The 26,653-nt window shown below is 68.5% G+C and carries 22 protein-coding genes and 3 pseudogenes; 12 read left to right on the top strand and 13 right to left on the bottom strand.

Translation table 11 applies throughout. The annotated features are described in order from the left end of the window. Nucleotides 1-16 precede the first annotated feature (16 nt). A complete protein-coding gene (locus AMK22_RS42330; RefSeq protein WP_158072058.1) occupies nt 17-415 on the top strand; it encodes a transposase in 399 nt (132 codons plus the stop codon). A gap of 192 nt (nt 416-607) precedes the next feature. On the opposite strand, the gene AMK22_RS17475 is transcribed toward AMK22_RS42330, so the two are convergent. Further along, complete coding sequence (locus tag AMK22_RS17475; RefSeq protein ID WP_073786062.1) at nt 608-877, bottom strand: hypothetical protein; 270 nt, start codon at nt 875-877, stop codon at nt 608-610. 279 nt (nt 878-1,156) lie between these two features. Between AMK22_RS17475 and AMK22_RS17470 the strand changes: the two genes are divergently transcribed. The 3 genes from AMK22_RS17470 to ltrA all read left to right on the top strand — a co-directional run bounded on the left by AMK22_RS17470 (nt 1,157) and on the right by ltrA (nt 9,136). After that, on the top strand, nt 1,157-1,723 hold the full coding sequence (locus AMK22_RS17470) for a hypothetical protein (RefSeq protein WP_143203574.1): 567 nt from the start codon (nt 1,157-1,159) through the stop codon (nt 1,721-1,723). 217 nt (nt 1,724-1,940) lie between these two features. Continuing rightward, a complete protein-coding gene (locus AMK22_RS17465; protein WP_073786058.1) occupies nt 1,941-6,578 on the top strand; it encodes a cation-translocating P-type ATPase in 4,638 nt (1,545 codons plus the stop codon). Between the two features lie 806 nt (nt 6,579-7,384). Then, entirely contained in the window at nt 7,385-9,136 is a 1,752-nt protein-coding gene (gene ltrA / locus AMK22_RS17460; RefSeq protein ID WP_073786056.1) for a group II intron reverse transcriptase/maturase, read from the top strand. Between the two features lie 391 nt (nt 9,137-9,527). Here the strand turns inward: ltrA and AMK22_RS17455 are convergent, their stop codons facing one another. The 3 genes and pseudogenes from AMK22_RS17455 to AMK22_RS38405 form a co-directional block, all read right to left on the bottom strand. After that, a complete protein-coding gene (locus tag AMK22_RS17455; RefSeq protein ID WP_073786054.1) occupies nt 9,528-10,076 on the bottom strand; it encodes a GNAT family N-acetyltransferase in 549 nt (182 codons plus the stop codon). 538 nt (nt 10,077-10,614) lie between these two features. Continuing rightward, nucleotides 10,615-11,055 carry a DUF3995 domain-containing protein gene (locus AMK22_RS17450; RefSeq protein WP_073786400.1) on the bottom strand — a complete coding sequence of 147 codons (441 nt, stop codon included), beginning with the start codon at nt 11,053-11,055 and terminating at the stop codon, nt 10,615-10,617. 153 nt (nt 11,056-11,208) lie between these two features. Then, nucleotides 11,209-11,347: pseudogene (locus AMK22_RS38405) on the bottom strand (IS21-like element helper ATPase IstB); the annotation flags it as partial. A 334-nt stretch (nt 11,348-11,681) separates the two neighbouring features. Here AMK22_RS38405 and AMK22_RS17445 point away from each other — a divergent pair. The 3 genes from AMK22_RS17445 (at nt 11,682) to AMK22_RS40085 (ending at nt 14,173) form a co-directional block, all read left to right on the top strand. Beyond that, nucleotides 11,682-12,257, top strand: coding sequence for a GNAT family N-acetyltransferase (locus AMK22_RS17445; RefSeq protein WP_073786398.1), 576 nt, complete (start codon nt 11,682-11,684; stop codon nt 12,255-12,257). Nucleotides 12,258-12,580: 323 nt separating this feature from the next. Continuing rightward, nucleotides 12,581-13,591 carry a D-2-hydroxyacid dehydrogenase family protein gene (locus tag AMK22_RS17440; protein ID WP_079186220.1) on the top strand — a complete coding sequence of 337 codons (1,011 nt, stop codon included), beginning with the start codon at nt 12,581-12,583 and terminating at the stop codon, nt 13,589-13,591. Nucleotides 13,592-13,774: 183 nt separating this feature from the next. After that, nucleotides 13,775-14,173 carry a zinc-binding dehydrogenase gene (locus tag AMK22_RS40085; protein WP_199883248.1) on the top strand — a complete coding sequence of 133 codons (399 nt, stop codon included), beginning with the start codon at nt 13,775-13,777 and terminating at the stop codon, nt 14,171-14,173. A 118-nt stretch (nt 14,174-14,291) separates the two neighbouring features. Here AMK22_RS40085 and AMK22_RS17430 read toward each other — a convergent pair whose 3' ends face one another. From AMK22_RS17430 to AMK22_RS17425, 3 genes are all read right to left on the bottom strand, one after another. Continuing rightward, the gene (locus AMK22_RS17430; protein WP_107430576.1) at nt 14,292-14,798 is read right to left on the bottom strand and encodes a DUF302 domain-containing protein; all 507 of its coding nucleotides are present in this window, start codon (nt 14,796-14,798) and stop codon (nt 14,292-14,294) included. Beyond that, the gene (locus AMK22_RS41795; protein ID WP_274535426.1) at nt 14,795-14,923 is read right to left on the bottom strand and encodes a hypothetical protein; all 129 of its coding nucleotides are present in this window, start codon (nt 14,921-14,923) and stop codon (nt 14,795-14,797) included. The genes AMK22_RS17430 and AMK22_RS41795 overlap by 4 nt, the downstream gene beginning before the upstream one ends. A gap of 714 nt (nt 14,924-15,637) precedes the next feature. Next, nucleotides 15,638-16,849, bottom strand: a complete 1,212-nt coding sequence (locus AMK22_RS17425) for a trans-sulfuration enzyme family protein (RefSeq protein WP_242434014.1) — start codon at nt 16,847-16,849, stop codon at nt 15,638-15,640. On the opposite strand from AMK22_RS17425, the gene yczR reads away from it, so the two are divergent. After that, complete coding sequence (gene yczR, locus AMK22_RS17420; protein ID WP_143203573.1) at nt 16,745-18,316, top strand: aminotransferase class I/II-fold pyridoxal phosphate-dependent enzyme; 1,572 nt, start codon at nt 16,745-16,747, stop codon at nt 18,314-18,316. The two genes, AMK22_RS17425 and yczR, sit on opposite strands and share 105 nt — an antisense overlap. Before the next feature lie 103 nt (nt 18,317-18,419). Beyond that, a pseudogene (locus AMK22_RS40920) lies at nt 18,420-18,724 on the top strand (transposase); the annotation flags it as partial. 63 nt (nt 18,725-18,787) lie between these two features. Here AMK22_RS40920 and AMK22_RS17415 read toward each other — a convergent pair. After that, a complete protein-coding gene (locus AMK22_RS17415; protein ID WP_073786394.1) occupies nt 18,788-20,134 on the bottom strand; it encodes an MFS transporter in 1,347 nt (448 codons plus the stop codon). A 467-nt stretch (nt 20,135-20,601) separates the two neighbouring features. Here AMK22_RS17415 and AMK22_RS42325 point away from each other — a divergent pair, with 467 nt between their 5' ends. Then, entirely contained in the window at nt 20,602-20,889 is a 288-nt protein-coding gene (locus AMK22_RS42325; protein ID WP_079186219.1) for a transposase, read from the top strand. Here AMK22_RS42325 and AMK22_RS17405 read toward each other — a convergent pair. Beyond that, a pseudogene (locus AMK22_RS17405) lies at nt 20,817-21,143 on the bottom strand (IS5/IS1182 family transposase); the annotation flags it as partial. The gene AMK22_RS42325 and the pseudogene AMK22_RS17405 sit on opposite strands and share 73 nt — an antisense overlap. 248 nt (nt 21,144-21,391) lie before the next feature. On the opposite strand from AMK22_RS17405, the gene AMK22_RS40080 reads away from it, so the two are divergent. Further along, entirely contained in the window at nt 21,392-21,784 is a 393-nt protein-coding gene (locus tag AMK22_RS40080) for a hypothetical protein (protein ID WP_199883262.1), read from the top strand. Nucleotides 21,785-21,852: 68 nt separating this feature from the next. On the opposite strand, the gene AMK22_RS37550 is transcribed toward AMK22_RS40080, so the two are convergent. Genes AMK22_RS37550 through AMK22_RS17390 form a run of 4 tightly spaced genes read right to left on the bottom strand, consistent with a single transcriptional unit; the run spans nt 21,853 to nt 25,890 of the window. Then, complete coding sequence (locus tag AMK22_RS37550; protein WP_079186217.1) at nt 21,853-22,299, bottom strand: hypothetical protein; 447 nt, start codon at nt 22,297-22,299, stop codon at nt 21,853-21,855. Next, complete coding sequence (locus AMK22_RS39170) at nt 22,224-22,601, bottom strand: hypothetical protein (RefSeq protein ID WP_143203572.1); 378 nt, start codon at nt 22,599-22,601, stop codon at nt 22,224-22,226. Before AMK22_RS39170 ends, AMK22_RS37550 begins: the two co-directional genes overlap by 76 nt. Then, nucleotides 22,598-23,929 (bottom strand): ArgE/DapE family deacylase, encoded by a 1,332-nt coding sequence (locus AMK22_RS17395; protein WP_073786048.1) that lies wholly within the window; start codon nt 23,927-23,929, stop codon nt 22,598-22,600. Before AMK22_RS17395 ends, AMK22_RS39170 begins: the two co-directional genes overlap by 4 nt. After that, nucleotides 23,926-25,890 carry an amidohydrolase gene (locus AMK22_RS17390; protein WP_158072056.1) on the bottom strand — a complete coding sequence of 655 codons (1,965 nt, stop codon included), beginning with the start codon at nt 25,888-25,890 and terminating at the stop codon, nt 23,926-23,928. Before AMK22_RS17390 ends, AMK22_RS17395 begins: the two co-directional genes overlap by 4 nt. Between AMK22_RS17390 and AMK22_RS39525 the strand changes: the two genes are divergently transcribed. Continuing rightward, entirely contained in the window at nt 25,882-26,370 is a 489-nt protein-coding gene (locus tag AMK22_RS39525; RefSeq protein ID WP_242434012.1) for a TetR/AcrR family transcriptional regulator, read from the top strand. The two genes, AMK22_RS17390 and AMK22_RS39525, sit on opposite strands and share 9 nt — an antisense overlap. Nucleotides 26,371-26,653 lie beyond the last annotated feature (283 nt).

The raw sequence follows: 26,653 nt of genomic DNA, 5'->3' as shown, positions 1-26,653 counted from the left end.
GACGCCACGAGAGACCGTGGTGCGCGCGTTCCTGCCCCGGCGCCTCGGCACCGACGACGGGGGCCTGTTCTTCGACGAGACGGGGCAGGCCAGGAAGGGGCCGAAGACCGCGGCCTCGGGTCGGCAGTATTCCGGCGCGATGTGCCGGGTCGAGAACGTGATCGTCGCCGTGTACACGATGTACGCGACCGAGCGGGGCCACGCCCTCGTCGACCGGGACCTGTACGTGCAGGTCGACTGGTTCGCCGATCCGGCGCGGATGGCGACGGCGGGTTCCCCAGGAATCACGCATTCGCCACCAAGCCGGCGCTCTCCCTCGCACAGGCGAAACGGGCGCCGGCCGCCGGGATCAGACCGGAATGGGCGACCGGGGGCGAGGTGTACGGGCGCAGCCGGGAGTTGCGCGTGTTCTTAGGGCGCCGCCATGACTGAGGACGGCGATGACTACAGGCTTCGGGAATCGGACTCGGACCTTCAGGCGTTGGTGCGCCTCCGCGCCTTCTACGGCGGGGCGACGTGACGATCTGGTCGATTCTGCAGGCGCACTGACATATCGCAGCGTGAGGATGCCCGGTGGGGGTCTCGAACGGTGGCCCGTCGGCGGTGGTCAGTCGTGCCGGGGGCGACGGTCGGTCGTACCGGTGTCGAGCGCCTGCCGGGCGAACCGCAGGGCGTACGGCAGTGCGGCCCGGGTCAGCGGGCCGGCGCCGACGGCGCCGACCGCGGCGGAGAGCAGGGGCTCCGCGCACACGACGGCGCGCAACAGGGTGACGGGAGCGGCGCACAGCCGGGCGGGCAGGTCAGGGAGGTCCGGAAGTACGAGGGTCAGGGTCCGATCGTCCGTGTCGGGACGCGGCCAGGTGAGTTCGATGCGCATGAGGCGGCCTCCGCAGAAGTGGGAATCGAAGCCCGAGGCCCGGACGGCGTCGCCATCGCTGTGCCTGTGGGGCGTCTCCCCCGAGCGGCGGACATTGCCTCGGCTCGTCCGGCGGAGGGAATCGCGCGGCGAGGCGCCGCATCGTCGAGTCCGTCCTCCGATGGGGTAGACACTTTCAGAGTTGCCGAAATTGCCGGATCTGGTCAAGGTTGTCGAGAATATGAGGTATGCCACAACCTCGATGCATGCCTCACCTGTCCTACGGAGGGAGTGCGGACCATGACTGACAGTTCCCATGCGCACGGCTCAGGGGACACGAAGGAGCGGCATCCCGTTCAGGAGACGCTCACGCACCCCATGGAGACGATGACGGCGGCAGTGGAGAAGGTTCCTGGCGCGGACCGGGCCAAGGAGTTCGTCGACGGTGTGCTGGACTCCGTCGGGATCGTCTCGCCCCGCGCGCGGCGCGTCGCCGCGTACACGGGTGCCGGGCTGCTCGGTGTGGCTGGTGTGATCGAATGGCCGCTGGCCGCGGCGGGCGCCGCAGCCGTGTGGCTCACCCAGCAGCGTCCCAAGGACGCCGCGGCGGCCGACGAGGCCCGTGCCGAGGAATCGCGGACGAAGCGCACCGGCAGGTCGGCCAAGGCATCGACCGTCGCAGGCAAGGCGAAGTCCCGTTCCGGCAAGGCGACGACCCGTCCCAGTAAGGCAAGTGCGGGGACGGCGAAGAGCCGCACGCCCAAGTCGGCGAGTACCAAGGCCAAGGCCCGCCCGTCCGGGCGGACCACCAAGAGCACCGCGGCGGGCACCTCGCGTACCCGGGCGGGTGGGCGGAAGAAGACCTGACGACGCCCCGCCCGCTTCGGCGGCCGAACGTGGGAGCCGGCCATCGCGCCGCCGTCCGCCACAGCGGCCGATCACCACGACCATCACGCGCTCGACGGCCGGCCGCCGTGTCCGCAACCCGCTCGACGACCCCGTTCGACGATCCTTACTCCCCCGCTCCGACGACCCACCGTCCGTACCGCCCCAGCCCAATGCGGCAGGCTCGCGAAGGTGACACATGCTGCTCCGCTTGCTGACCGGGCTGCCCGCCGTGGTCCTGCAGAACGCCTTGGCGGCCCCGGTCGGGGCCGCACGCCGGATCGCCCCGCCGGCCACCAACACGGCACGAATGGCCGCCGAACTCGTGAGCGCCGGTGCGCGTGGCGTCTTGAGCGGTGCGGCGGAGGTGTCGGAGACCGCGGTGCGGGTCGGCAGAGTCGCCCGCAACGCCATGACCCCGCGGACCGGTCACTGGCGTGCCGGGTCCCGCATGCACCTCGCGCTGCGGCGGTCTCCGGAGACGCGGAGACCGGCCCTGGAGCAATTCGAGGCCGCCTGCGAGAAACTGGCCGTCGAACTGGCCGAGCACCCCGATGTGCTGGTCGCCTACTGGGACGGCGGCCTGGAACGGCTGGTCGTGCAGACCACCGAGGCCGCGGTCGATGAGCAGTTGGTGGACCGGGTGTCCGAGATCGCCGCCCGGCACGGGCTGGTGCGCGTCGACGACCAGGCGCTGGAGCACACGCACCCGGGGACGACCGGAGGTGTGCGCGTCAATGCGGTCGCCGTGGCCTGCGACGCGGTAGGCATCGCCACCGCCCTCGTGGCCAGGACGATCCCGCTGAGATCCGTGCCGGAGATCGTCGTTGCCGCAGCCGTCGTGATGCGTGAGGACTCCCGCGTACGGGGGGCGCTGAACCGGACGCTGGGCCCGGACCTGGCCGACCTGGCACTCGCCGCCGCCCATGCTGCCGCCTGCGGGATCGGGCAGTCGCCGAGCCCGCTGCTGCTCGACGCGGCCTTGCGGATCGCCCAGCTGACGGAGTCCGTCGCCCGGCTCGCGGCATTCGACGCGGCGCACGACACCCTGTGTGTCCCGGGCAGGCCGACGGTGGGCGGGGACGACACCGTGCGCCCGCCGCTGCGTTCGTGCCCCGGCGAGCAGTATGCCGACGCCGCGATCAACGGAATGCTGGGCGGTGCCGTCACCGCGCTCCTGTTCACCCACAGTCTCGACGGGGCGGCGGAGACCGCACTCGCCGGTTCGCCCAAGGCCGCGCGCTACGGCCCGGCGGCCTTCACCGCAGCGCTCGGCAGTGTCCTGGCACGCGAGAACGTGCTGGTCCGCAGCCCGGAGCGACTGCGCCGACTGGAGATCGTGGACACCGTCGTCCTCCATCCAGGAGCGCTGCGCAGCACCCGGCGCACCGTGCTGGAGGTCCATCCCAGCGCGAGCGGATGGGATCACCGCCGACTGTGGCGGGAGGCCACAGCGACCCTGTGCACGCCCGAGGACGGGGCGTTGGTGTCCCGGGCCGGGAAACCGGGGCTCGGCCTGCGGCCGGTGCCCGACGAGGCGGCGCCGTACACGGAACCGCCCGACACCGGCCTGATGATCGCGTCGGTGCGCGGCAGGGATGTCGGCACCGTCCTGGTCGGCCGGGAACTCGATCCGATGGCTGAGGCCGTGCTGGACGCCGCGCGCCGGGCCGGTCTGCACGTCGTCGTGCCGGATGACCGCTCGCTCGGCGAGTTCGGGACCCTGGCCGACCAACTCACCCCTCCGGGGCTTCCGTTGGCCGAGGTGGTGGCCGGATTACGGAACGGCGGGCGGACGGTCCTGACGGTGGCGCGCGTACCGATCGACCGGACGGCGGCGGAGGGGGCGCCGACCGACCGGACGGCGAAGGAAGGAGCGTCGGCCGACGCCGCCCGCGACGTGCTCGAAGGGCTGCTCGGCAGTGATGTCGCCGTGGCCCTCGCCGACGAGCGCGGGGCCGTCGTCTGGGGTGCGGACGTCCTGCCTCTGCAGGGTCTGGAGGGTGCGTGGCGGCTGCTTTCCGCCGTGCCCGCGGCACGGGCGGCCGGCCGTCGGGCCAAGTTCCTCGCCGAGGCGGGTGCCACGCTCTCCGAACTCCTGGTGCTCACCCGCGGGGCCCGGACCCAACCGGTCCCCTTCCCCCTCGAACTGCGGATCAGCCCGGTCACCATCGCCGCCGCCGCGGCTCTGGTGTCCGGCTGGTGCGGCGCGCTGGGTGCCGCTTCCGGCGAGTCCCCGCATCCCGGACCGCGGGTGCCGTGGCACGCCCTGCATCCGGAGGAGGTCATGGCCCGGCTGGCGAGGGCGCCGCGGGCCGCGCCCACGACGTGGGAGGTGGTGCGGGGCCGGACCGGCCACGCCCTCAACGCCGCTGCCGCCCACCCGATCCTCGCGCCGGTCCGGATCGGCGCGCGTCTGGCGGGCGCCACCTGGGCCGAACTCGACGACCCGTTCACCCCCGTCCTGCTGATCGGCGCCACCGCGTCCGCGCTGCTGGGGTCCGTGGTGGACGCGTTCCTCGTCGTCGGCGCCGTCACCGGGAACGCCCTGGTCGGCGGGGTGCAACGGCTACGCGCTGAGCGGGCGCTGGCCGAACTCGCCACGGGGCAGCGGCGCACGGCCCGGCGCCTGCCCGACGTGTCGGCGGACGAACCAACCGTCGTCGAGGCCGGACGACTGTCACCCGGCGAGGTGATCGAGCTGCGCACGAATGACGTGGTGCCGGCCGACGCACGTCTGCTGGAGGTCAGCGGCTTCGAGGTCGATGAGTCCTCGCTGACCGGCGAGTCGCTGCCCGCGCCCAAACAGGTGGCGCCCGTGGCGGAGCCGTCCGTCGCGGACCGCAGTTCGATGGCGTTCGAGGGCACCACGGTGGTGGCCGGGCACGCCCGCGCCGTGGTGGTGGGCACCGGCGACCAGACCGAGGCCGGCCGCGCGGCGTCCCTCGCCGCCCGGGTCCCCCCGTCGGCGGGGGTCCAGGCGCGGCTGCACCAGCTGACCCGTCGGGCGCTTCCCCTGACCCTCGCGGGCGGCGCCGCGGTGGCGGCTCTGTCCCTGCTGCGCGGCCGCCCGGTGCGTACCGCGCTCCAGGGCGGGCTGGCGGTCGCGGTGGCCGCCGTTCCCGAGGGCATGCCCTTGGTGGCGACGGTGGCACAGATGGCCGCGGCGCGGCGGCTCAGCCGGCTGGGCGTCCTGGTCCGCACGCCGCGCAGCCTGGAGGCCCTGGGCCGGGTGGACACCATGTGCTTCGACAAGACCGGGACCCTCACCGAGAACCGGCTGCGAGTCGTCTGCCTGGTCACCGCCACCGGCGCCGAGCACCAGACCTCGGCCCCTGAAGCGGAACAGATCCTTCGCATCGCCGCCCGGGCCTGTCCCCGCGCCGCCGAGCAGCCGGGCGTCCACGCCCACGCCACCGACGAGGCCGTCCTGGCCGCCGCCCCGCGGGAGACCGGGTGGACCGTCCTGCGGGCCCAGCCCTTCGAAGCGAGCCGGGGCTACGCGGCCGCCGTCGGAAGAGACGCGGACGGCACGGACACCCTGGTCGTCAAGGGAGCTCCCGAGGTCATGCTGCCGTGTTGCCCCGACGCGGATCCGGCAACCGTCGACACGGCGCGTGCCCTTGCCGCCCGGGGCCTGCGGCTGCTGGCCGTCGCCCGACGCCACCTCGCGGCGCAGGAGGCGACCGAGGCACTCGACAAGCCACTCGAACTGCTGGAACTCGTCGGGTTCGTGGCGCTCGCCGACCGCCCTCGCGCCAGTTCGGCCCCGCTCGTGGCCGGACTCGGCGAGGTCGGCGTACGACCCGTCATGCTCACCGGCGACCACCCCGAGACCGCCCGTTCCGTGGCGCTGGCCCTCGGCTGGCCGCCGGACGTCACGGTCGTCACCGGCGACGAACTCGCCGCGCTCGACCGGGCGGGGCGGGCGCACCTGCTCCGGGACTGCGGCGTCGTGGCCCGCGTCGCACCCGAGCAGAAGCTGCTGGTGGTCGAGGCGCTCCAGGAGGCGGGGAGCGTCGTGGGCATGGTCGGGGACGGCGCCAACGACGCCGCCGCCATCCGTGCCGCCGATGTCGGGGTCGGCATCGCGGCGCGTGGGTCGGCCGCCGCGCGCAATGCCGCGGACCTCGTGGTCACCACCGACGAGCTGTCGGTGCTCATCGACGCCATCGGCGAGGGCCGTGCCCTGTGGCGGAGCGTGGCCGACGCGATCAGCATCCTGCTCGGCGGGAACGCCGGAGAGGTCGGCTTCTCCGTACTGGGCACCCTGCTGTCCGGCACCTCGCCGCTGTCGACGCGACAGCTGTTGCTGGTCAACCTGCTCACCGACATGTTCCCTGCGATGGCGGTCGCGGTCACCCCGCTCGACCCGGAGCCCACCCGCGAGCCTGCCGACGTCGACGAACCCGTAGGTCTCGCCGTCCTCGGGCCGGCGCTGACTCGTCAGATCCGCCACCGCGGCGTGATCACCGGGGTCGGCGCGGCCGTCGCGTGGCTGCTCGGCGGGCTCACCCCCGGCTCGGTCCGGCGTACCAGCACGATGGCCCTGTGCGGTGTGGTCGGCGCCCAGCTCACCCAGACCGTCGTCGGGCGCCGCCACAGCCCGCTGGTCCTGGTCACCGTCCTCGGGACCGCCGTGCTGCTCGTCGCCCTCGTCCAGACGCCGGGAGTCAGCCACTTCTTCGGGTGCACACCGCTGGGACCGGTGGCGTGGACCGGCGTGGCCGTCGCCGTCGGTACCGCCGCCCTCGGACCCCGCGTACTGCCGCAGGCCGACCGGCTGCTGTCCGACCTCGCGGCGCGGGTGCGTCCCGCGGTGCGTTTCGTCCGCTGAGGGCCGCTCGGTGAACCCTCGCCTGGTCGACGTGCGTTCTTTGAACCGTCGAGGCAGCCGCGGCGGTCCAATCGCCGACCTTCGACCGCGACGCTACAAGCATCGCGAGGTCGTGGGACGGTGCTTCAACCGCCTCAAGGTGCGACACGAAGTCGCACACGTTAAGTGGGAAAGCCACGAAGGAAGGAGAAATGTGCTGACCCCGGATTAGTGTCCGTATCCGTTCCCGCGCTCACATGCGTCGCCGGTAACAGCGGGGTGTGAAGCTGAGTGTTCAAGCCCAAGAGTTTCCCGGCCACCGGGAAGCAACAGGCTAGGGAAAGGCTGGACGGGTGAACCGCGTGAACCCCTGTTGATGTCTCGTAAGGTTGAAGCTGCCTGGTGGTTCGCAGTCGGCAGCTATAGAACCCGACGCTGAGAGGCGTCAGGCGACTTCCGGAGATTTGAGACCGGAAGGAGGACACCGCCGGTTCCGGGATAGAGGGGGCACCCACCCCAGCCGTAACTTACGTGTGTGGAACGTGGAAACCCCGATGGAGTCCGGGCCTCGGCCCGGTAAGTCAACCGCAAGGAAGGTCCAATTCTCCAGCGGGAACAGGATGGTCCAAAAAGCGAATACCGGTAGATCGAAAGATCAGGGGAAAACTGGAGGCGACCTTCACGCCTCCAGCCATAACCCGCCGGATACGGGTCCCAGTGACCCGGCCCGAAAGGGCGCCCACGTGGACCAGGTGAGCCTTTGCAGTATCCCGAGTAAAGCAGCCAGAACCTGACGGACAAGTTAGACGCGAAGGGGGAACCTACAGATGGAGTTACCCAAGCCTGTTCGGACTTCCATAGCGAACGGACCCCAGGGCGGACATCTCGACTGGCACAGCATCAACTGGGCCGAAGCCGAGGAGAACGTACGGCGCCTGAGACAAAGGATCTTCAAAGCGACACAGGAAGGGGACCTCAAGAAGGTTCGCAATCTGCAAAAGCTCATGCTGAGAAGCCGCAGCAACACGCTCGTGAGCGTGAAGCGGGTAACACAGCAGAGCAAGGGCCGCAAGACGGCAGGGATTGACAGGGAACGTGCTCTCACTCCCAAGGCGAGAGCACGGATGGCAGTTGAAGTTGACCGCCAAACACAACCCTGGCGGGCCCGGCCCGTTAAGCGGGTCTACATCCCAAAGAGGAAAGGAAAGCAGCGACCACTCGGAATCCCTGTCATGCGTGACAGGGTCATCCAGGCACGTGTGAAGAACGCGCTGGAGCCTGAGTGGGAAGCTCGGTTTGAATCACGTTCTTACGGATTCCGGCCGGGCCGCGGCTGCCACGACGCCATCCAGGCGATCTTCAGCACCGCGAAGGGCAAGGCGGCCAAGCGTCAGTGGGTACTGGACGCCGACCTGGCCGCCGCGTTCGACCGCATCGACCATCCCCACCTGCTCGAAGTCGTCGGGCAATTCCCAGCCCGGGAATTGATCCGGCAGTGGCTGAAGGCTGGTGTGATCGATGACGGACGCTTCACCCGGACCGAGGAGGGAACCCCTCAAGGCGGAGTGATCAGTCCCTTGTTGCTCAACATTGCTCTGCACGGGATGGAGGAGGCCGCAGGAGTCCGATTCGCTACCCGCAAAGGAAAGGTCATGTGGGCTGCGAAAGGTACTCCGATCCTGGTGCGTTACGCCGATGACTTCGCCGTGTTCTGCACGAGCGAGTCAGAGGCGGAATCCGTCAGGTCACGCCTGGCTGAATGGCTGAAACCCCGAGGGCTTCGCTTCAACGAAGAGAAGACGCGAATCCTCCACCTGTCGGACGGGTTCGATTTCCTGGGGTTCAACATCCGCCGCCATGGTGACAGACTGATCATCACGCCCAGCAAGGACGCGGTCAAGAGAGTCCGGAACCGACTGAGATGCGAGATGCAAGCCCTGTTGGGGCAGAGCATCACGGTCGTACTACGCCGTCTCTCCCCTATCGTTAGGGGCTGGTCCGCGTATTACCGGACAGTGGTGTCCAGTCGCACGTTCTCGGCGCTGGACAGCTACGTGTGGACGCTCACCTACAAGTGGGCCAAGCGCACCCACCCGAAGAAGCCGAAGCACTGGATCGTGAATAAGTACTTCGGCAGGCTCAACCGATCCAAGATGAACAACTGGGTATTCGGTGACCGCGCCACGGGCGCACACCTTCCCAAGTTCGCCTGGACCAACATCAGGCGGCATCAGTTGGTCAGGGGTAAGTCGTCACCTGACGATCCTGCGCTCCTCGACTACTGGAGTCAACGCCGCCAGACGCGCACACCACCGCCCATGGACAAGATCAGCCTCACTCTGGCAGCCCGCCAGAAGGGCATCTGCCCACTGTGCGGTCAAGCGCTCATTGCCGGCGCGGAATATGAGCCCGACAGTCCACGCGAGTGGATTGACTGGTTCGACGCGATGAAGAAGCGGTTGCATAAACACCACTTCACCTACCGGCGGCACGGCGGTTCTGATGAGAGCAAGGACCTTCGGCTCGTCCATTCGGAATGCCATCGCCAGCACCACGCAGGCGACAGTGACCGGAAATGAGCAGAACCTGTGAAGCCTTCGGGCTTGCTTGAGCCGAGATGCTTGGAAACAGGCACGTCCGGTTCTGAGGGGGCCGGGTCATGGCGACGTGACCCGGCTACCCGACCAGTGGTGCGGCATCGCCGCCCGGTACGACAAAACAGCCCAGTCCTGCAAAGCAGCCCTCACCTTCGCATCACTCCTGATGTGGGCCCGACACTCTGACGACAGGTCCTCACACACCGGGTGTGGCTGCCGCTGGGATGCGCGGCAAGGCCGCTGGACGGGCCTCGCCGGTGGTCACAGTCCGGTCGCGCCGGTGGAGTTTCTGACTGATGAGCAGGCGAGGCCCGGACGCCGTCGAGAACGACGAGGCCCGACGGCCGGCATGCCACCCCTTCCGGGTACGAGCTCAAGCGGGCCGTGTGCCCGGGGACCACACGCCCATCCACTGTTCGGCGCCCCACGCCTCGTACCGTTGCACCTCGGTGAACCCCAGCTTTGCCGCGAGGCGCATCGAGCGGTCGTTGGCGGTCTGGGTGCAGAGCACCACCGGCTCACCGGGAAGCGCGTCGGCGAACCAGCCGAGCACCGCCCCGCACGCCTCGGCGGCGTACCCGTACCCCCATGCCTCCGGCAGGAACAGGTAGCCGAGCTCGGCCTCCCCGGCATCCGGACGGACATGACTCCGACGCTCCGCGTCGCGCCGGTTGAGCTCGATGGTGCCGATCATCGCTCCGTCGAGCTCGATCACGAAAAGGCCGGGGCGCCTCTCGGGCGTCTCCGGCAACGCACGCTCGCACTCATCACGCGGTCGAGGGCCACCTATGTAGGCGCCCACCTCCGGCGAGGCGAACAGCTCGATGAACGCCGCACGGTCCCGAGCCTCGGACTCGCGGAGCAGGAGCCGCTCGGTCTTGATCGGGGCGGGTGGCCAGGCGACGGACCCGAGTTCAGTCATGGCGGGGAACCTATCGCACGCTCGCCGAGCAGTACGATTTCTCATCAACTCGGTTCTGACACACGTTCCGTGACGACGATCACCGGGTTCTGGGTCGGTGACGTACCGTCATCCGTCCGCAATGCTCACCCGGTCTGGAGCCGACCCAGCCAACTGCGTACTCCACATCGGGCAGGCCGTCATCACCGCGTCCGGGGCGACGTGATGCCGGGGCTCATGGATGTGAGGTCAATGAGTGCGGGTCCAAAGCGGAACGGTGCGCGCAAGGGTGCCCGGCGGTCGAGGAATCCAGCGCGTCGGGAGGCGGGGCGCCTGTACTCGGGGAACGTACTGGGCGAGCGAGCGCAGGTACGCCGCCGCGGCCGGTCTGCCGGGGTTCAGCCGGGAGACGTCATTCCGGTGAGCGTCCCGGCGCTGGCGGACGGCACCGTGGTCCGGGACGACCCGCGCCGACACGGTCCCGCTGGAGACTGTGATCCGGCCGGGCCGACCTGGACAGCCCCGACGGCTTCCTGGCGGGGGTCGGAGGCGGGCGCTTCTATGTCGCCCACCGGCTGCGCCGGGTGGTGGCGACTGCGGTCGTGGCCGCAATCGCGAGGCAGAGTGGCGAATAGGCGAGCCGGTCAAGGCGCCGGAAGCGCGGTGAGACCGATCCCGGGGACAGCAGGTCGGTCCGTCCCGAAAGCCCGGCCGCACCGCGCACGCCGAGTACGGCCGCGACGCCGGCCGCGCCGAGCCGGGACAGCGCCGGATGCCGCCGAGGCCGTCCCGCGACCAACAACGCCGCGGTTCCCAACGCGCCTGCCACCGCGAAGCACGCCACAGGGCCGGGCGCCGCCGGGCGGCCGACCACCACGTCCGAGAAGGTCTTCCGGTCGGGCAGCGGCCAAGGCGAACCCAGACCCCACGCGACGTGCACACCGGAAAGGGCGGTCAACACCGTGACAGAAACCCGACCGGCAGCACGCTCGATATTCATGGTGCCCACGCTATCGCCCACGCCGAGCGGCCGGTGAACCAGGTAATGCGCCTTCCCTGTTCCGTATCACCCGGCAGCTGTCCTGTCTCAACGAGGTCAGTCGTACGCGCGCCACTGACCTGCGTGGACTCGGTTCGAGGCAGGCGGACGGGCTCATGTGCCGGCAAGGCGACAAAAGTCGGTGCCGGCCTCGATGAAGGTGCCGTTGAAGGTGAGACGGTCGACGACGACCGCACAGAGCCGGGGGTCGGTGAAAGTCCTGGCCGCCGAACGATTCGTTCGAGGCAATTGCGCCGGCTGCCGCACCAAAGCCATCGACCGCGGCGCCCGTCTCGGCATCGATGTCGGAGTTGAAGTCGCAAGGCGCGTTCGGAGCCACCCGGACGTATGAGCGGCGCAGGCCCATCCGCCCGGAAATCTCTCCGTGATTCTCGGACCAGGGCGAGCGGTCATCCCCTGCGCGTACGGGCTGGACGTACGCGCAGGCCCTTTCTGACGTGGGCATTCAGCAGAACTTCGCCTGTTCTTGGTGCGCTACCAGCAGTACCCCGACCACGCATCCCAAGGGGGCCGGCTACCGCATCGGGACTGGTGGCTCGATCCGACGGGCCGGGACAATGGATCTCATGAACGCACCACCCACGCTGTCTGCCACTGAGATCACCACTGATCGTCTCCGGCTGCGAAAGGCGCGCGACACCGACATCGACGGCCTCATCGAGCTGCAGACCGATCCACAGGTCCGTGCCCACCTCGGCGGCCCGCGGCCCCGTAGCGTCGTCGAGCAGTACTTCGACGCGAACGGCATCAGCGCTATTGCGGGCAAGCCCGGCACCTACGTCATCGCCGACAAGGAAAGCGACCGGTTCATCGGGACGCTCGTACTCGACCGCCGCTCCGCCGACCTTCCCGGACACGTCACCGAGGAAGGCGGGGAGCTGGAGCTGGCCTACCTGCTCCGGCGCGGAAGCTGGGGTGCGGGGCTGGCATTCGAGGCCGCTACGGCTATGCTGCGTGCCGCCGCCGGCGAGCTGCCCGATCAGCCGGTCCTGGTGGTGACCCAGACGGCCAACGAGCGCTCCCTCAAACTCGCCACCCGTCTCGGTTTCCAGCCCATGGGCACCTTCGAGGCATATGACGCGGAGCAATCCCTCGCTGTAGCCGACCTGCACTCGTTCAAGGTCCGGTCTCCTGTCTCTTGACCCGCTCTGAAAGCAGGGCAGCCGTTGCGCCCTACGACGTGTGGCAGGGTCACGTTCGGCAACGTGCCGGGCGACCGCGTCGGCGCCGGGGCGGGCATACCATCGAAGATCTGGCACGCCATCACTGCCCGCGGCGGCAAGACAGGCTCGCCAACGAGATCATCATCCCCACCGACCAGGACCCGCAGGCCGTCAGCACCTTCGTTGACGGCCGCCGTCGTGCTCCCGCGCATCCGCATCACCCGGTACTCCCGGGGACCGCGCGTCCCGCACCTGCCATCACTGAACTCGCCCCGCCATGAGGAGCGCCGTAGCATGCCGCTGTGAAGATCGCGATTCTCGACGACTACCAAGGGGTCGCTCTCGACTGCGCCGACTGGGACCGTCTGGACGCCGAGGTCGAGGTGTTCACCGACCACATCGCGGATGCGGACGACCTGATCCGCAGGCTCGCCGGCTTCGAGGTGGTCGTCGCGATGCGCGAGCGCACGTGGTTCACCGCCGAGGTTCTGCGTCGGCTGCCCGATCTGAAGCTGCTGGTCAGCACCGGCCCACGAAACGTGGCGATCGACGTGGCGGCCGCCACTCGGCAGGGCATCGTGGTCTGCGGGACGGGCTACTTCGCGGCGCCCACGGCCGAACTCACCTGGGCGTTGATCCTCGCCGCCGCACGCAACCTCCCGGTCGAGGAACGCGCGATGCGGGACGGCGGCTGGCAGCACACGGTCGGCACCGGGCTGCACGGAAAGACCCTCGGCCTCCTGGGACTGGGAAACCTGGGCAGCAGCGTCGCCAGGATCGGCCAAGCGTTCGGCATGGACACCATCGCCTGGAGCCAGAACCTCACACCCGAACGTGCGGCCGAGCACGGGGTGACGGCCGTGACCAGACAGGAGCTGTTCGCCGACGCGGACGTGCTGTCGGTGCACCTGGTGCTCAGCGACCGCACCAGAGGACTGGTCGGCAGTGCGGAACTCGCCGCGATGAAGCCGTCCGCCATTCTGGTGAACACCTCGCGGGGTCCGATCATCGATCAGGACGCCTTGCTGACGACCCTGCAGCGCAAGGCCATCGGGTGCGCGGCACTCGATGTCTACGACGTCGAGCCGCTACCCCCCGACCATCCCTTCCGCACACTGCCGAACACCGTGCTCACCCCGCACATCGGCTACGTGACCCGCGAGCTCTACGAGGTCTTCTACGGCGACGCGGTCGAGAACATCGCCGCCTTCCAAGCGGGACGACCGATCCGCGTCGTCGGCCGAGCTGTCGGGACGTCGGTTGACGATGGCGGTGACCGGCCGAGGCCCGGTCGGCGGTCGCCCGGGCAGTGAGCGGGTCGGGTACCGGATTCGTGGTGAGAAGGCACCGTCGCGGCGCCGACTGAGGTGCCGGCATCTCCGGCATGCGTCGCGAGGCGTGCGGGCTACGATCGCCGCGTAGGGCTGATCGTCGTGAACGGGCAAGGGGGATACCGGGCGGAATGCGCTGCGGTTCCTGCGGGTGACCTGTTCCCGGTGCCCGAAGAGATCCCCGATGAACAGGTGGCCTCCTTCGTCATCAATCCCGCCTCCGCGATCCTGATGGTCCGCCGTGTGCCGGCCGTCCCCAGGCGTGAGTGGCTCCGCCGGTCCGCGGCCGGTTCCGAACTGGGACGCATGGTCATCAGGCCGGCCAAACGCGACGGTATCCGGACCTCGAACGTCGTACGCAGACGCGAATCGGTGGCCGAGCTGGAAGCCCTCGGCGCCGACGCCGTCATCGTGTCCACCGAGGGGCCGATCGACGAACAGGTCCGCAAGATCGTCGGGCCGGAAGGTGTCAGGTACGCCATCGATCCGGTGGTCGGAGAAACCGGACGCGGATTTTCAAGTCGCTTCACGAGGATGGGCGGATGCTGGTGCACGGCTCCGTGACGGGCGAGCCGATCCGGGTCGGCGAGGACCCGCGTTACATTCTTGCGGGCCGCCGCATCGTCGAGGTCTACCGGCTCGGCTACTGGCTCCCGGGTCCGGCCGACGTCCGGCGGGCTGGTCACAGTTGGGGAGGTGCTTCGGCGCCGAGGAGGTTGATCAGCTGGGCGAGGAGGGCGTCGAGTTCGCGGCCGACCCCGGTGATCCGTGGGTCGCCGTAGCTGGTGAACAGCAGGCTGGGTTGGTCGACGGCGAGTTTGGTGTCGCCGTCGGGGTCCGCGTAGAGCAGGGTCCGCAGTGGCGCGTGCAGCATGACCGACGGGTCGTGGCGGAACATGCGTTCGGCGATGGTGTGGTTGCCCATCAAGTACTGCGTGGCCTTCCAGGAGGAGGCCGAGCCGGCCATGACGGCGGTGATGTCACTGCGGTAGTAGCGCATGAACCCGTGCGGGGCGTTGATCTCGGCCAGCTCGAGCGTGGCCGACCAGGAGGCCAGCTGGAAGAAGCGGTGGAGATCGGTCTCGGGGACGAGGGATTCGTAGTGCTCGCGCGCTGCGTCGTAGGGACGTGACAGCGCCACGACGAGCCGCCGGGCGGGGTGGTCGATGACTGCGGTGTCCGTGGTCATGGCCGTGCCTGTTCGTCGTCGGATCGGACGAGCTCCACATCGTGGATGTCGAGCGTGATGGAAGGGAGGTTGAGGTTGACGCTGTTGTCGGGGGTGCGGCGGAAGACCCGTCGGCGCGTGGCCACGAGCAGCCCGTCGAAGCTTCGCCGAGTACACCGATCGTGCTGTATGTGGTCACCGCGCGCTTCCTTGATCGTGTGCAAAGCCGGTCCGAGTTGCCCCGTACCGGCTCGTACAGCCGATTTGTCGCAGTATTCAGCCCTTCGGGGACCTCGGCAGACTGCCGTGCGCCCGCACCCATCACGTGCTGGACGCGCTGAGGACCGAAGTCCACGAGGACTCTGACATTGTTGTGCATGCATGCCGACTGCGGCGGGATCCGGTGGCTCGGGAATGTCGACCGCCTCCGGCTCTGCTCGGGCTTTGACGGACACCGTTGGTTTGTCCCGCACGCGGCGCCGGGGCTCCGCCCTCACCCCGCTGAGTCGCCGCTTCCCTCGTCCCATACCTGTGCGTCGGCGTCGGCGAGGCCGGTGGCAAGCAGCAACGCCGTATTGGTTCGAGCACTCTCAGGTCAAGGTGAGGAATTCGACAGAGCGGGTTTGCCCCATGCCGTGGCCGGGGTGGGGAAGGACACCGACGAGATCCTGGAGCGACTCGTCCCATATCTTGATCGAATCTCCGGCGCAGGACCCCGGAGGATTGGTTCCAAAGGGTGTCCGTGAAGACGCGAACGAGGGTGTCCAAGGTCGTTGCGCGACGAACGACGAACGACCTGGGCACCCTCGCGACCGCGCAGCGGCCGGGCTACAGCGAGCTCATCGGCCGCGGTTCCGCCATCATTCGGCATGCTCCGAGGCCAGCGCGGCGAACCCCTGACCGAGGTCGGCGATCAAGTCTGCTTCGTGCTCAAGGCCGACGGCGAAGCGGATCAAACCACCGGGCACTCCGGCCTCGGCAAGTTGTTCCTCGGTCAGCTCGTTCGACCACATCGCGGCGGGCCGCACCAGCGTCGAGCGGGTGCCGCCCAGGCTGGGGGAACGCACGGGAAGGCGCAGCGCCGAGATGAGTTGCTCGGCCGCCGGCCGGCCCCCACGAAGTTCGAAGCTCAGCAGTCCGCCGAAGCCCCGCATCTGCCGCTTCGCGAGGTCGTGCTGGGGATGGCCGGGGAGCCCCGGGTAGTTCACCGTTCGTACCGCGGGGTGACCGGCCAGGTACTCGGCCACGGCCTGCGCGCACCGGTTCTGCCGCTCCGCCCGCAACGCCAGCGTCCGCAGGCCACGCAGCGCGAGCCAGGCATCGAACGGGCTGACGACCGAGCCCACCATGGTGTGAGCTTTCCAGAGCCCTTCGATCAGCTCGCTGCTGCCGAGCACGATCCCGGCTTGCACGTCCGCATGCCCGGATATGGCCTTGGTGACGCTGTGCATGACGAGGTCCACGCCCTGCTCCAGTGGCCTCTGGTTGAAGGGGGTCGCAACGGTGTTGTCGGCGAAGGTGAGGATGCCCCGGGCGCGGGCAAGCGCGGTCACCGCTTCCACATCGGTCAGCCGGAGCAGCGGATTGCTGGGCGTCTCCAGCATGATCAGCTTGGTGTCCGGCGTGAGGGCCCGGGCGAAGGCATCGGTGTCGGTCTGGTCCACGAAGGTCACCTGGACACCGAAGCGGGGCGCGACATCCCGCAGCAGACTCAGTGTGCCGCCGTACATGCTGCGCTGGGCGACGACATGTTCGCCCTGGGACAGCAGGGCGACCAGGATCGTCGTGATCGCCCCCATGCCGGACGCCGTGGCCAGGGCTGCCTCAGCGCCCTCGACAACCGCGACAACACGCTCCAGCCGGGCCTGTGTCGGGTTGCCGTATCGCCGGTAGTAGCGCTGAGGCTGGGACTGCTCGTTGAGTGCGTGGAAGTCCTCTGCCGTGGGGGCCGAATAGTTCACCGCCTGATGGATCGGGGGCGCGACGCCCAGTTCGTCCGGATCGACATCGGCGTGGGCAAGGAGCGTCTCAAAGGTCAGGAAAGAGTCCATGGTTTGAGCATGCAGGTCCATTGGCATTGTTTTCGATATCCAATCAGGGCAGCATTGGACCGCATGGATGCCTCAGCCTTGCCCATTGGTCTCATAGGTGACTCGTCTGGACCTCTCTACCAGCGGTTGGCCGAGGGCCTTCGTGGTGCCGTGCGCCGGGGCGAGGTCGGTGCCGGCTCCAAGCTGCCCTCCGAGCGCGTCCTCGCTCGGAGGCTGGGTGTGAGCCGGACCACCGTGATCGGCGCCTACCGGCTTCTGCGCGAGGAGGGCCTGCTGGAAAGTGTGCGCGGCAGCGGTACCCGGGTCGTCGCCTCCGTCCACCGGATCGGTCCGGCGGTCCCCGCCGCGACCATGCCGTCGGTCAAACTGACGGGCGAGTTGGCAGCCGGTGTCGTGGACCTGTCCGGATCGCTCGTCGCCGGCCCTGAAGCGGTCCCCCACCTGACACCGGACCCCATCGACCTGTGTGAGCCGGCCACCGATCTCGGTTACCAGCCGCTCGGCCTTCCCTCCCTGCGGGCTCGGATCGCCGCCCGCTACACCGGACTCGGACTGCCGACCACGGTCGACGAAGTGCTCGTCACCAGCGGAGCACAACAGGCGATCAGCCTGCTCTTCACGCTGTTCGGCCGCGACGGCGGCGTCATCGCCACCGAGAACCCCACCTACGCCGGCGCCCTCGACGCAGCCCGCGCCGCGGGGGCGACGCTTCTGGCGCTGCCCACCGACTCCGAGGGCATCAAAGTACGCCCGCTACGCGAGACACTCGCCCGGTCCTCCGTCTCACTGCTCTATGTGATGACGACCTGCCAGAACCCCACCGGCACGGTCATGAGCACCCAACGGCGCACCGAGATCGCCCGGCTCGCCGAGCACGCCGGTGTCCCGGTCGTCGACGACACGACACTCGCCGACCTGGCCTTCGAAGGACGCTGGCACCCCCTGCCGACCGCCGCCTCCGGTGTCGTCGTCGGATCCTTGAGCAAGCTGTTCTGGCCCGGCATGCGGATCGGCTGGCTGCGGGCGCCCAGACCGCTGATGACCAGGCTCGCCCGTCTGAAAGTCGTGGCAGACCTCGGGTCCTCACACGTCGGCCAGCAACTGGCCGCCCAACTCCTGCCGGTGTCCGGGGACATGGCCACGGCACGGCGAGGGCAACTGACCGCACGTCTCGACCTGATGAGCGACCTCTTGCGGTCACGGTTGCCGACATGGTCGTGGACCCGCCCGTCAGGCGGTCCCTTCCTGTGGGTCCAGCTCCCGTACGGCGACGGCGAGTCCTTTGCCCAACTCGCGCTCACGTACGGAGTGCAGATACTCCCAGGCGCCAGAACCTCGACCGACCGCAGTTTCGCCGATCACCTCCGACTGTCCTTCGTGGCCGAACCCGCCGACCTTCGGATCGCCGTCCACCGGCTCGCCGAAGCCTGGACCGCGTTCGAGTCCCTCCACGGCTCAGGCCGCCTCCCCTTCGACGTCGTGGTCTAGACCAGAACTGCTTGGCGTACGGATAGCTGCCGGTTCCGGGCCGGGCCTCCCAATCCACATGGGAAGACCCGGCCTTGGCCGTAGCCGGATGCGGCACACACCGGGTGTGAAGCCCATGGTGGCCGGTCTCCGAACGAGACACGCCCCCACCGCGGCCGGAACCACAAACCCGGCAAGCTCCACGCCGACAAGGCATACGACACACTCGACCTGCGTAAACGGCTCCGCGGGAAACGTATCGGCGTCCGCATCGCCCGCAAATGGCATCGAATCCAGCAATCGACTCGGACGCCGAAGGCGGAGTATCGAACGCACCATGTCCTGGCCGACCGGCTACCACCGACTCAACCATCGCTACGAACGCGTCACGCCCACAACTGCCTCGCCTTCCTCGGCCTCGCCGCCGCCAGGCATCAAAAGGGCAGCAGGATGGTGAATCGTCCGGGCGACGGCCAGCTGCCGGACGCAGTCCTACGTCCGGGGCCTGGTGGAGCGGGTCAGGTCACGGCCGCGGGTCTCCTTGATCACAGCGACGGTGATGGTGGTGATCACCGCGGCGGCGCAGAGGTACAGGGCGATCGGCGTCCCGGAGTCGTAGTCCTTCAGCAGTGCGACGGCGATGATCGGTGCGAGGGCACCCGCGACGATCGAGGCGAGCTGCGATCCCATGGAGGCACCCGAGTAGCGGACCTTGGTGTCGAACATCTCTGAGATGAAGGCGGCTTGGGGCCCGTACATGGCGCCGTGCAGCAGGAGTCCGACGGTGACCGCCAAGGTGATCACAGTGAACGACTCCGAGTCGACCAGGGCGAAGAATGCGAAGGCCCACAGGGCCATGCCGATCGAGCCGATCAGGGTGACGGGCTTGCGGCCCAGCCGGTCGGAGAGCGCGCCCCACAGCGGGATGGTGATGAAGTGGACCGCCGAGCCGATCAGCACGGCGTTCAGGGCGGTGCTCTTGGGCAGTTCCAGGTGAGTGGTGACGTAGACCAGGATGAAGGAGGTGAGGATGTAGTAGGAGATGTTCTCGCCGAACCGGGTGCCGATGGCACCGAGCACCTCACGCCAACTGTGCCGGAACACCTCGACGACCGGCGGCTTCTCCTCGGCCCCTTGTGCGATCTCCGCTTCGGCCTTGGCCTGCGCGGCGAGGAAGACCGGAGACTCGGACACCGAGACGCGGATCCACAGCCCGATCACGACCAGGACACCGGAGAGCAGGAAAGGAACGCGCCAGCCCCAGGACTGGAACGCCTCCTCGGACTGCACAGCGGCCAACAGCGCGAGGACACCCGTGGCAAGCAGGTTGCCGCCCGGTGCGCCGGCCTGTGGCCAGGAAGCCCAGAAGCCACGGTGCTTGTCACCACCGTGCTCGGAGACGATGAGCACGGCACCGCCCCACTCGCCACCCAGCGCGAAGCCCTGGATCAGTCGCAACACGGTGAGAAGGATCGGGGCGCCGATGCCGACGGTGTCGTACGTGGGCAGCAGCCCCATGGCGCAGGTGGCACCGCCCATCATCAGCAGGCTGACCACGAGCAGCTTTTTGCGGCCTATCTTGTCGCCGAAGTGTCCGAAGACCACGCCGCCGAGCGGCCTGGCAGCGAACCCGATCGCATATGTGATGAAGGCGATCAGCGTTCCCACCAGCGGGTCGCTGGACGGGAAGAACAAGACGTTGAACACCAGTGCGGCAGCGGAGCCGTAGAGGAAGAAGTCGTACCATTCGATGGTGGTGCCGATCAGGCTCGCACTGACGATCCGGGCGATGCTGCTGGAACGGAGCACGCCGGGCGGGGCTGGGGTGGTCTCGGTCATGGGGTCGGTCACCGGCTTCTCGTGTGCGTACGGGAATGGGAAGTGAAGTGCGGGACGGGGGCGGTCGGCTCCCCAACCGCCGTCCAGGGGCAGCGAGGCAGCGGTGATGCAACTCGCGTGGTCCGAGCACAACCACATTGCGGCCACTGCGGCTTCGTCCGCTTCCAGGAGGCGCTTGACGGGAGAGCGGGCGGGTCAGCCATCCACGACCAAGGCGAAACGGGATGCCAGATCCCTGCCTTCCACCGCCGCCCAGCGGGAATGGGATAGAAACTCACTTGTCATGGCCGGATACAGTAGGGACCCCGCCCTGTTACACCTATGTATGTGCCAGCCATAAAGAGCGTTGGCCTCATTGTGAAGGCAACTACTCGACCAGGGCGTGTATCGGGTTGTGATCGATCTGCGGGATTCGGCTTCGTGGCGGATCCTGATCCGGTGGATCGTCTTGGGCGACACGAGCGCAACTGACCGATGCGGAGCGGGAGTTCCTCGGGTCGTACCTGCCGATCGGCCGGTACGGCCCGTTCCCCGAACGGCTGCGGCGGCAGTTCGAGGGAGTGATCTGGCGGTTCAGGACAGGCTTTCAGTGGCGGGAGATGCCACAGGAGTTCGGTGCCTGGTCGACCGTCCACCATCGCTTCCGGCAATGCAAGCAACAGGCACTCGCCGCGGAAGCGGATCACGGGCGGAGCCATGTTCGGATTACTGCTGCGCTGACGGTGCCGTGGAAGACGTGGGCCCGCATGTCGTAACGGGTCATGGGAGCAAGGGAGTTCATGCGCTGATTGATGGTCCGTTCAACCTCGTTGCGACGTCGGTAGCGGTCGCGGTCGAAGCCGGTGGGTCCGCCGTCGGCACTGCCTTGGCGCCGGCGGTTGGCCCGCTGGCCCTTCGGTTCCGGGAGCGTGTGCTCGATGTCGCGTCGTCGCAGGCAGCGGCGGTTGCGGCGGGAGTTGTATGCCTTGTCGCCGCCGACGTGGCCGGGCCGGGTCCGGGGCCGTCCGCCGACCAGCGGCGATGCCGCTCGTAGACGGTCTACCAGGAGCCTTAGCATTCCGGCAGGTCACGCCACGGAACAGCGGCCCGGATCCGGGACACGATCCCGCTGAGCACCCGCCGGTGATCGTTCCACCGACCCTCGCCGCCCGCCTGAAGGCGGCAGATACCCGCACCGTGCTCCTGCGGATCGCGTACCGATCGCAGGTCGCAGACCTGGGTGAACGCGGCGGACGTGTACTGCGAGCCCCTGTCCGCATGGAAAATGACCCCGCCGACGTGGCCGCCGCGGGTCGCTACCCGTTCTTCGCCGACAACGTCGCCGCGATGCTCCGGGCCGGGCGGGAACACCGTCACCACGCGGGGATCGAGCAGGCCGTCGCGGACAGCGAAGCCTCCGCCCGGGCACAACTGCCCTCCGGGCACCTCCATGCCAACGCCGCCCGGCTCACCCTGTGGCCGCCGGGCCGCCAAGGTCTACGACGAGGCCCGGGGCCGCCGGAAGCGACAGCCCCACGCGATCCGCATCCTCGTCCTCGCCCGGCTCCGCGTGATGTGGGCCTGCTGGAGCGACGGCGTCTGCCACGCCCCGTGCTCCACCAGACCAACAGCACGATCAACAAGCCCGAAGAAACGTCGCCGGTGGCATAGAGGTCGGCTCAGGGAGCCCATGCCCCTTCTCCCGTTCCACTTCAGGCGGGGCTTGCTGTGCGTGGAAGTCATCGCACCTCCTTTCGACCGCGGTCCTGGGCGAACACAGGGGGAGCCATGGCTGCTGCCCAAGGGCTGCGACGATGTCCGGGGCGCCGTTTCCCGGGGAAGTGATGTACGGACCCTGTGTACGTACGCTGTTGAACAAGCCGTTCGATGTTGGCGCGGTAGACATCGTCAACCTCGGCGTGCCGGCCGGGCTCGCGGTCGAGCCAGAGGCCGGCAGGATGAATCGGCCGGTCGTACATCCGCCGGAACAGCTCAGTGCGAATGTCCTTGAGCCGGTTCGAGTTCCCATTCATCAAGCGGTGCCGGCACAGGGCCTCGATGTCCACCGGCGCCGTGCTGATCGCGTTGGCGCCCGATCGCTCCTGCCCGATCACCTGACCGCAGTAGGCGATGACATGCCGGCGGGCTTTGCATTGATCGACGATGTAGGTGTCATCCAGCCGCACGAGTGCGGCAAGTCGGTCGGTCTCCGGGCCCGGGATACCGATGGAGAGTTCTCGTGTGCGGTGTGCGTGTGGCAGATCGAAGATCTCGTCGGTGAAGCCGGTGAGCGCGCGCCTTCGGCCAGAGAGATGAGTCTTACGGGCAGGTTGATGCCGGTGATCGAGACCGCGGCGTGGATGGTCTCCTCGATCGTGTCGAGGTTGCGCGCGATGTGGTCACGCGCTCCGATGCCGTGGACGAGGGTCGACGATCCGATCGCCATGTACGGTGCGATCGGCGAGAGCTCGGCGGTGTCGTTGTTCATGCCGCACCGCACCATTCGATCGCCGTCACCGCGTATGCCTTCGCGGCGTCGACCATCTCGTCAATCGCGCACCGTTCATCGACGGCGTGTGCCATGGCCTGGGCGCCCGGCCCCAGCCCGACGGCGGGTATGCCGGCGGCGGTGAACCAGGTGAGATCGGTGGCCGAGGGGAACGGCAGCACATCGGCCGGGCCGGTGAACGAGGTGCCGAGGGCCGCTTGCTCGCGAGCGGCTCGCACTGTTCGGCAGAGCGGATGATCCCGGTCGGTCCGCCCGCCCGGATAGTGCATCGGCCAGTCGATGCGCGGAGGGTTGACGCGCAGCCAGGGATCTTTCCGTGCGATGTCCCGCACCGTGCGCCCGATCTCCGACCTGATCTCGGACACGTCCGTCGCGGGCGGGTAGAAGATCGCGTATTCGAGGGTCGTCCTGTCCGGGATGAACGCGACGTTGCGGCTGCCGTGCGCGGCGCCGTCGACCACGTTCAGACCGATGGTGAACTGGCCCTTTTCGAACAGTGGGTCCGTCCGGCTCTCGACCCATTCGGCCTCGAGCCGGCGCAGCCCGTCGTGGATCCGCAGAGCGGCGTCGATCGCGCTGGCAGCGACGGGGTCGGCGGCGTGTTCGTCGGCCATCGCCCGGGCGCGCATGCGTGAGCGCATCGACGCGTGCGCGCTGCGCCCCGTCACCGCGATGCGCATGACCAGCACGCCGGGGGTCGTCGGCATGACTGTCAACGGCCGGTCGGCGCCGGTGGGCTCGGCGATGATCGCTCCGTCGGCGGTGAAGCCGCGGTCCAGGACGGCGGAGGTCCCCAGATGGTGTTCGAGGTTCTCCTCGCCGACCACGCCCTGCAGGATCAGGTCGCCCCGCAGCCGTGTCCCGGTCTCGGTCAGTGCTCTGGCGGCGAAGGCCTGCGCGACCAGTCCGCTCTTCATGTCCGCTGATCCCCGGCCCCAGACATGGGTCTCGTCGATGAACGCCGTGAAGGGGTCGTGGGCCCATTGCGCGGAGTCGTCCGCCGGTACGACGTCGACATGGCCGTTGAAGATCAGCGAGCGCCCGCCGCCACTACCGCGCACCACACCGACCACGTTGTCCCGGCCCGGCACCTCACCGAACAGCTCGGTCTCCGCGTCGGCCTGCCGGTACAGCCTCGCCAGCAGCCGGGAGACCTCCGTTTCGCCACCGACCAGATCGTCGTAGTCCTGATCCGGATAGGTTGGGTTCACGCTTCGGATGGAGATGGCCTCGGCGAGCGTGGCCACCATCTCCTCACGCATGCTGTCGATGCGGGCGAGCACCCGGTTCGTCAGGTCGGCGGTCATGACGCCACTGCCTGCGTCTCCTCGGCAGGGCAGGAGAGCTCCCCGCTGTCATGGACGGTCCTTCCGCCCAGCAGCGTCCGCAGCACCCTGGTACCACGAAGGTCCTCCACCGGGCAGGTCACCGGATCGCGATCCACGATCACCAGGTCCGCGTGGTTTCCCGGCGCGAGCGAGCCGATCTCGGGCCAGCCGAGCACGCTCGCCGCCCCCGTCGTCCACATGCGCAGCGCCTCGATGCGCGAGAGCTTCTGATCCGGCCCGTCATTGCGGTGATCGCTGCCCGCGAAGCGGTGGGTCTGCGCCAGTTCGATCTGCTCCCACGGATTCTTCGGCCCCCAGTCCGAACCGCCCGCCAGATCAAGCCCGATATCGCTGAGACGGTGCAGCGGCTCGAGGTCGCGCCAGACGTGAGTCCCCATGCGCTCGCCGTACATCGCGCCTTTGCCCCAGGCGAATCCCGCGCTGGTCGTGACCTGGAAACCGAGTTCCGCGTATCGGCGGGCCTGCTGCGGCGTGATCGTCATGGCATGCTGGAGAATCCAGCGCCGATCACGGAAGTCGTGTTCCCGCACAACGCGTTCCGCGATGTCCAAAAAATCGTCGTGCTCGCGGTACGCGCCGAGGCACAGGTTCGCACGGATGCCGTTGACGGCACAGAACCTGATGAAGGTCTCCTCCTTGTCCAGGGACAGGAACCGCACGCCACGGGTGGGCCGGCCGAAGGGGTCCGCGTAGGGCTCGTAGGTCGCGAAGTATCCCGAGAAACAGGGACCGCCCGGACTGAACGTGAGCCCGCTGACCCGCAGCATGTCGTCGCCGTCGTCCGAGATCTGACCGGCGAGCTGCCCGAGGCGAGCGGCGAATTCGCCGTGCGGCAGCGGGTCGAACGGATAGAAGATGACCGACTCGGCGTCCAGCGTCGCCATCACGCGAAGGGGCAGGGCATCGGTCGCGCGCAGCTGTTGGTAGAGCGCGATGTGTTCCGGTTCCATCGCGTGCCCCTCGTACACGGTGGTCACGCCCTGCGCCGCATAACGTGCCAACTCCGCGGTCGTACCGGCGACGGCGTTCTCCATGCTCGGTTTCGGCAGCTTGGTCAGGATCTGCCCCCAGAAGGGGTCGTAGGTGTAGTAGTTGGTGACAGGCCCGCGCAGGATTCCGGTCAGGTCACCGGCTTCGTTCTTGTCGATCTCGACGTCGCAGACCCGGGTGGGGAGGAAGGAGGTGAGCCCGACCGCGCGCAGGCCCGCGCTGTTGAACGCGACCACGTTCGGCATGCGCGGCGCCCACGCCTGGATCAGCACCGGATGGGCGTCGGTCGCCGAGTCGAGGATCCATCGGTCGGGCAGACGCCGTTCGGGCAGATCCCGTTCCGAACGGCGCACGAAGTAGTGCGGCTCACCGACCGGGGTGCACATGATCCACTTCCCCGGTGGTGTGTTCGCGGCCTCGGCCCGGATGCGCGCCACGATGTCCGCGTGATCGACGGCGTCGGTGAGGTCGACGAGACCGCCCGCCAACATCCCGAAATGCATGACATGCGGATGGGTGTCGATCAGGCCGGGCATCACCACGCCGCCTTCGGCATCGATCTGGCGGGCGTCGGGACCCGCCACTTCCGCCATGGCCTCCCGGTCCCCCACAGCGAGCACACGCCCGCCGGACAGCACCAGCGCCTCGGCCTCGGGTGTGCCCGGATCGAGCGTGCGTACCCGCCCACCTGTGATGATCGTGTTGGTCATAGCTTCCCTCCGCGGGTGATGGCGGTGTCCGATGGGCACACCGTACCGCAGTTTTTCTCCATCTGGAGAAAAACTTTCGCCACCCACGCCGGTACGATGAACTCCGTGACAACGCCCATGCGCGAGCCTCAGATGGCCCGAGGGGCCGCCCGCCGCGAAGCTCTCCTGGACGCCGCGACCCGATTGCTGGCACGGGAAGGCGCGCGCGCCTTGACCCACCGGGCCATCGCGGCGGAGGCCGGCACCACACACGGGATCGCCCGCTACTACTTCGGCACCCTCGACCAATTGCTCGACGAAGCCCTGCGGCGATTGGCCACCCGGCAGATCGAGGAGGTGCGCGTACTGTTCCACCAGTTGCCGGACGTCGACATCCCGCAGCGGATCACCCGCATCGTGCAGTACGTGACCGGATCCCTGGCCCGTGACCGGGACTCCGGCATCGCCCGGTACGAGTTCTTCCTGGAAGTCGCTCGCCGCCGCCAGCTACGGGACAGCCTCGACGAATGGGGAGTTACCCAGCGGGCGGCCTTCGCCGGCGAACTGCGCGGGGCCGGATCCGCAGACCCCGAGGCCGACGCCGCGGATCTGCTGACCATCATCAATGGTCTGCTTTTGGAGCAACTCGCGCTGCCCATCGACGACTTCGAGAACGCCCGGCTGCGACCGGCCATTGGGCGTTTCTTTCCGGAGGGCTGATCACTGCGGTGCGGCGTGCGGGTGTGTGCGTGGATCGGTACCGACGTTCCGACGAGCTCGCGGATGAAGATCTCGTCGTGGGCGTACCGGCGTGGGCTTCGATCCTCGCAAGCCGGTGCTGCGGGATCGGCAGGCGGGTGAACGTCTCGACGATGACCTCGGGACGTCGCCCGAAGCACTAGGACTTGTCCTGAGTCGTGATCAAGGCGTGAGATGCCTCTTCCGTTGATCGTTCGCGGCGGGTAGGAATCTGGTATGGCGTGTACTGAACTCACTGACGATG

Source organism: Streptomyces sp. CB01580, assembly GCF_001905795.1.
In the GTDB taxonomy this organism is placed as follows: domain Bacteria; phylum Actinomycetota; class Actinomycetes; order Streptomycetales; family Streptomycetaceae; genus Streptomyces.
The sequence above is the reverse complement of the archived record's forward strand: the minus strand, read 5'-3'. Positions and strand labels throughout refer to the sequence as shown.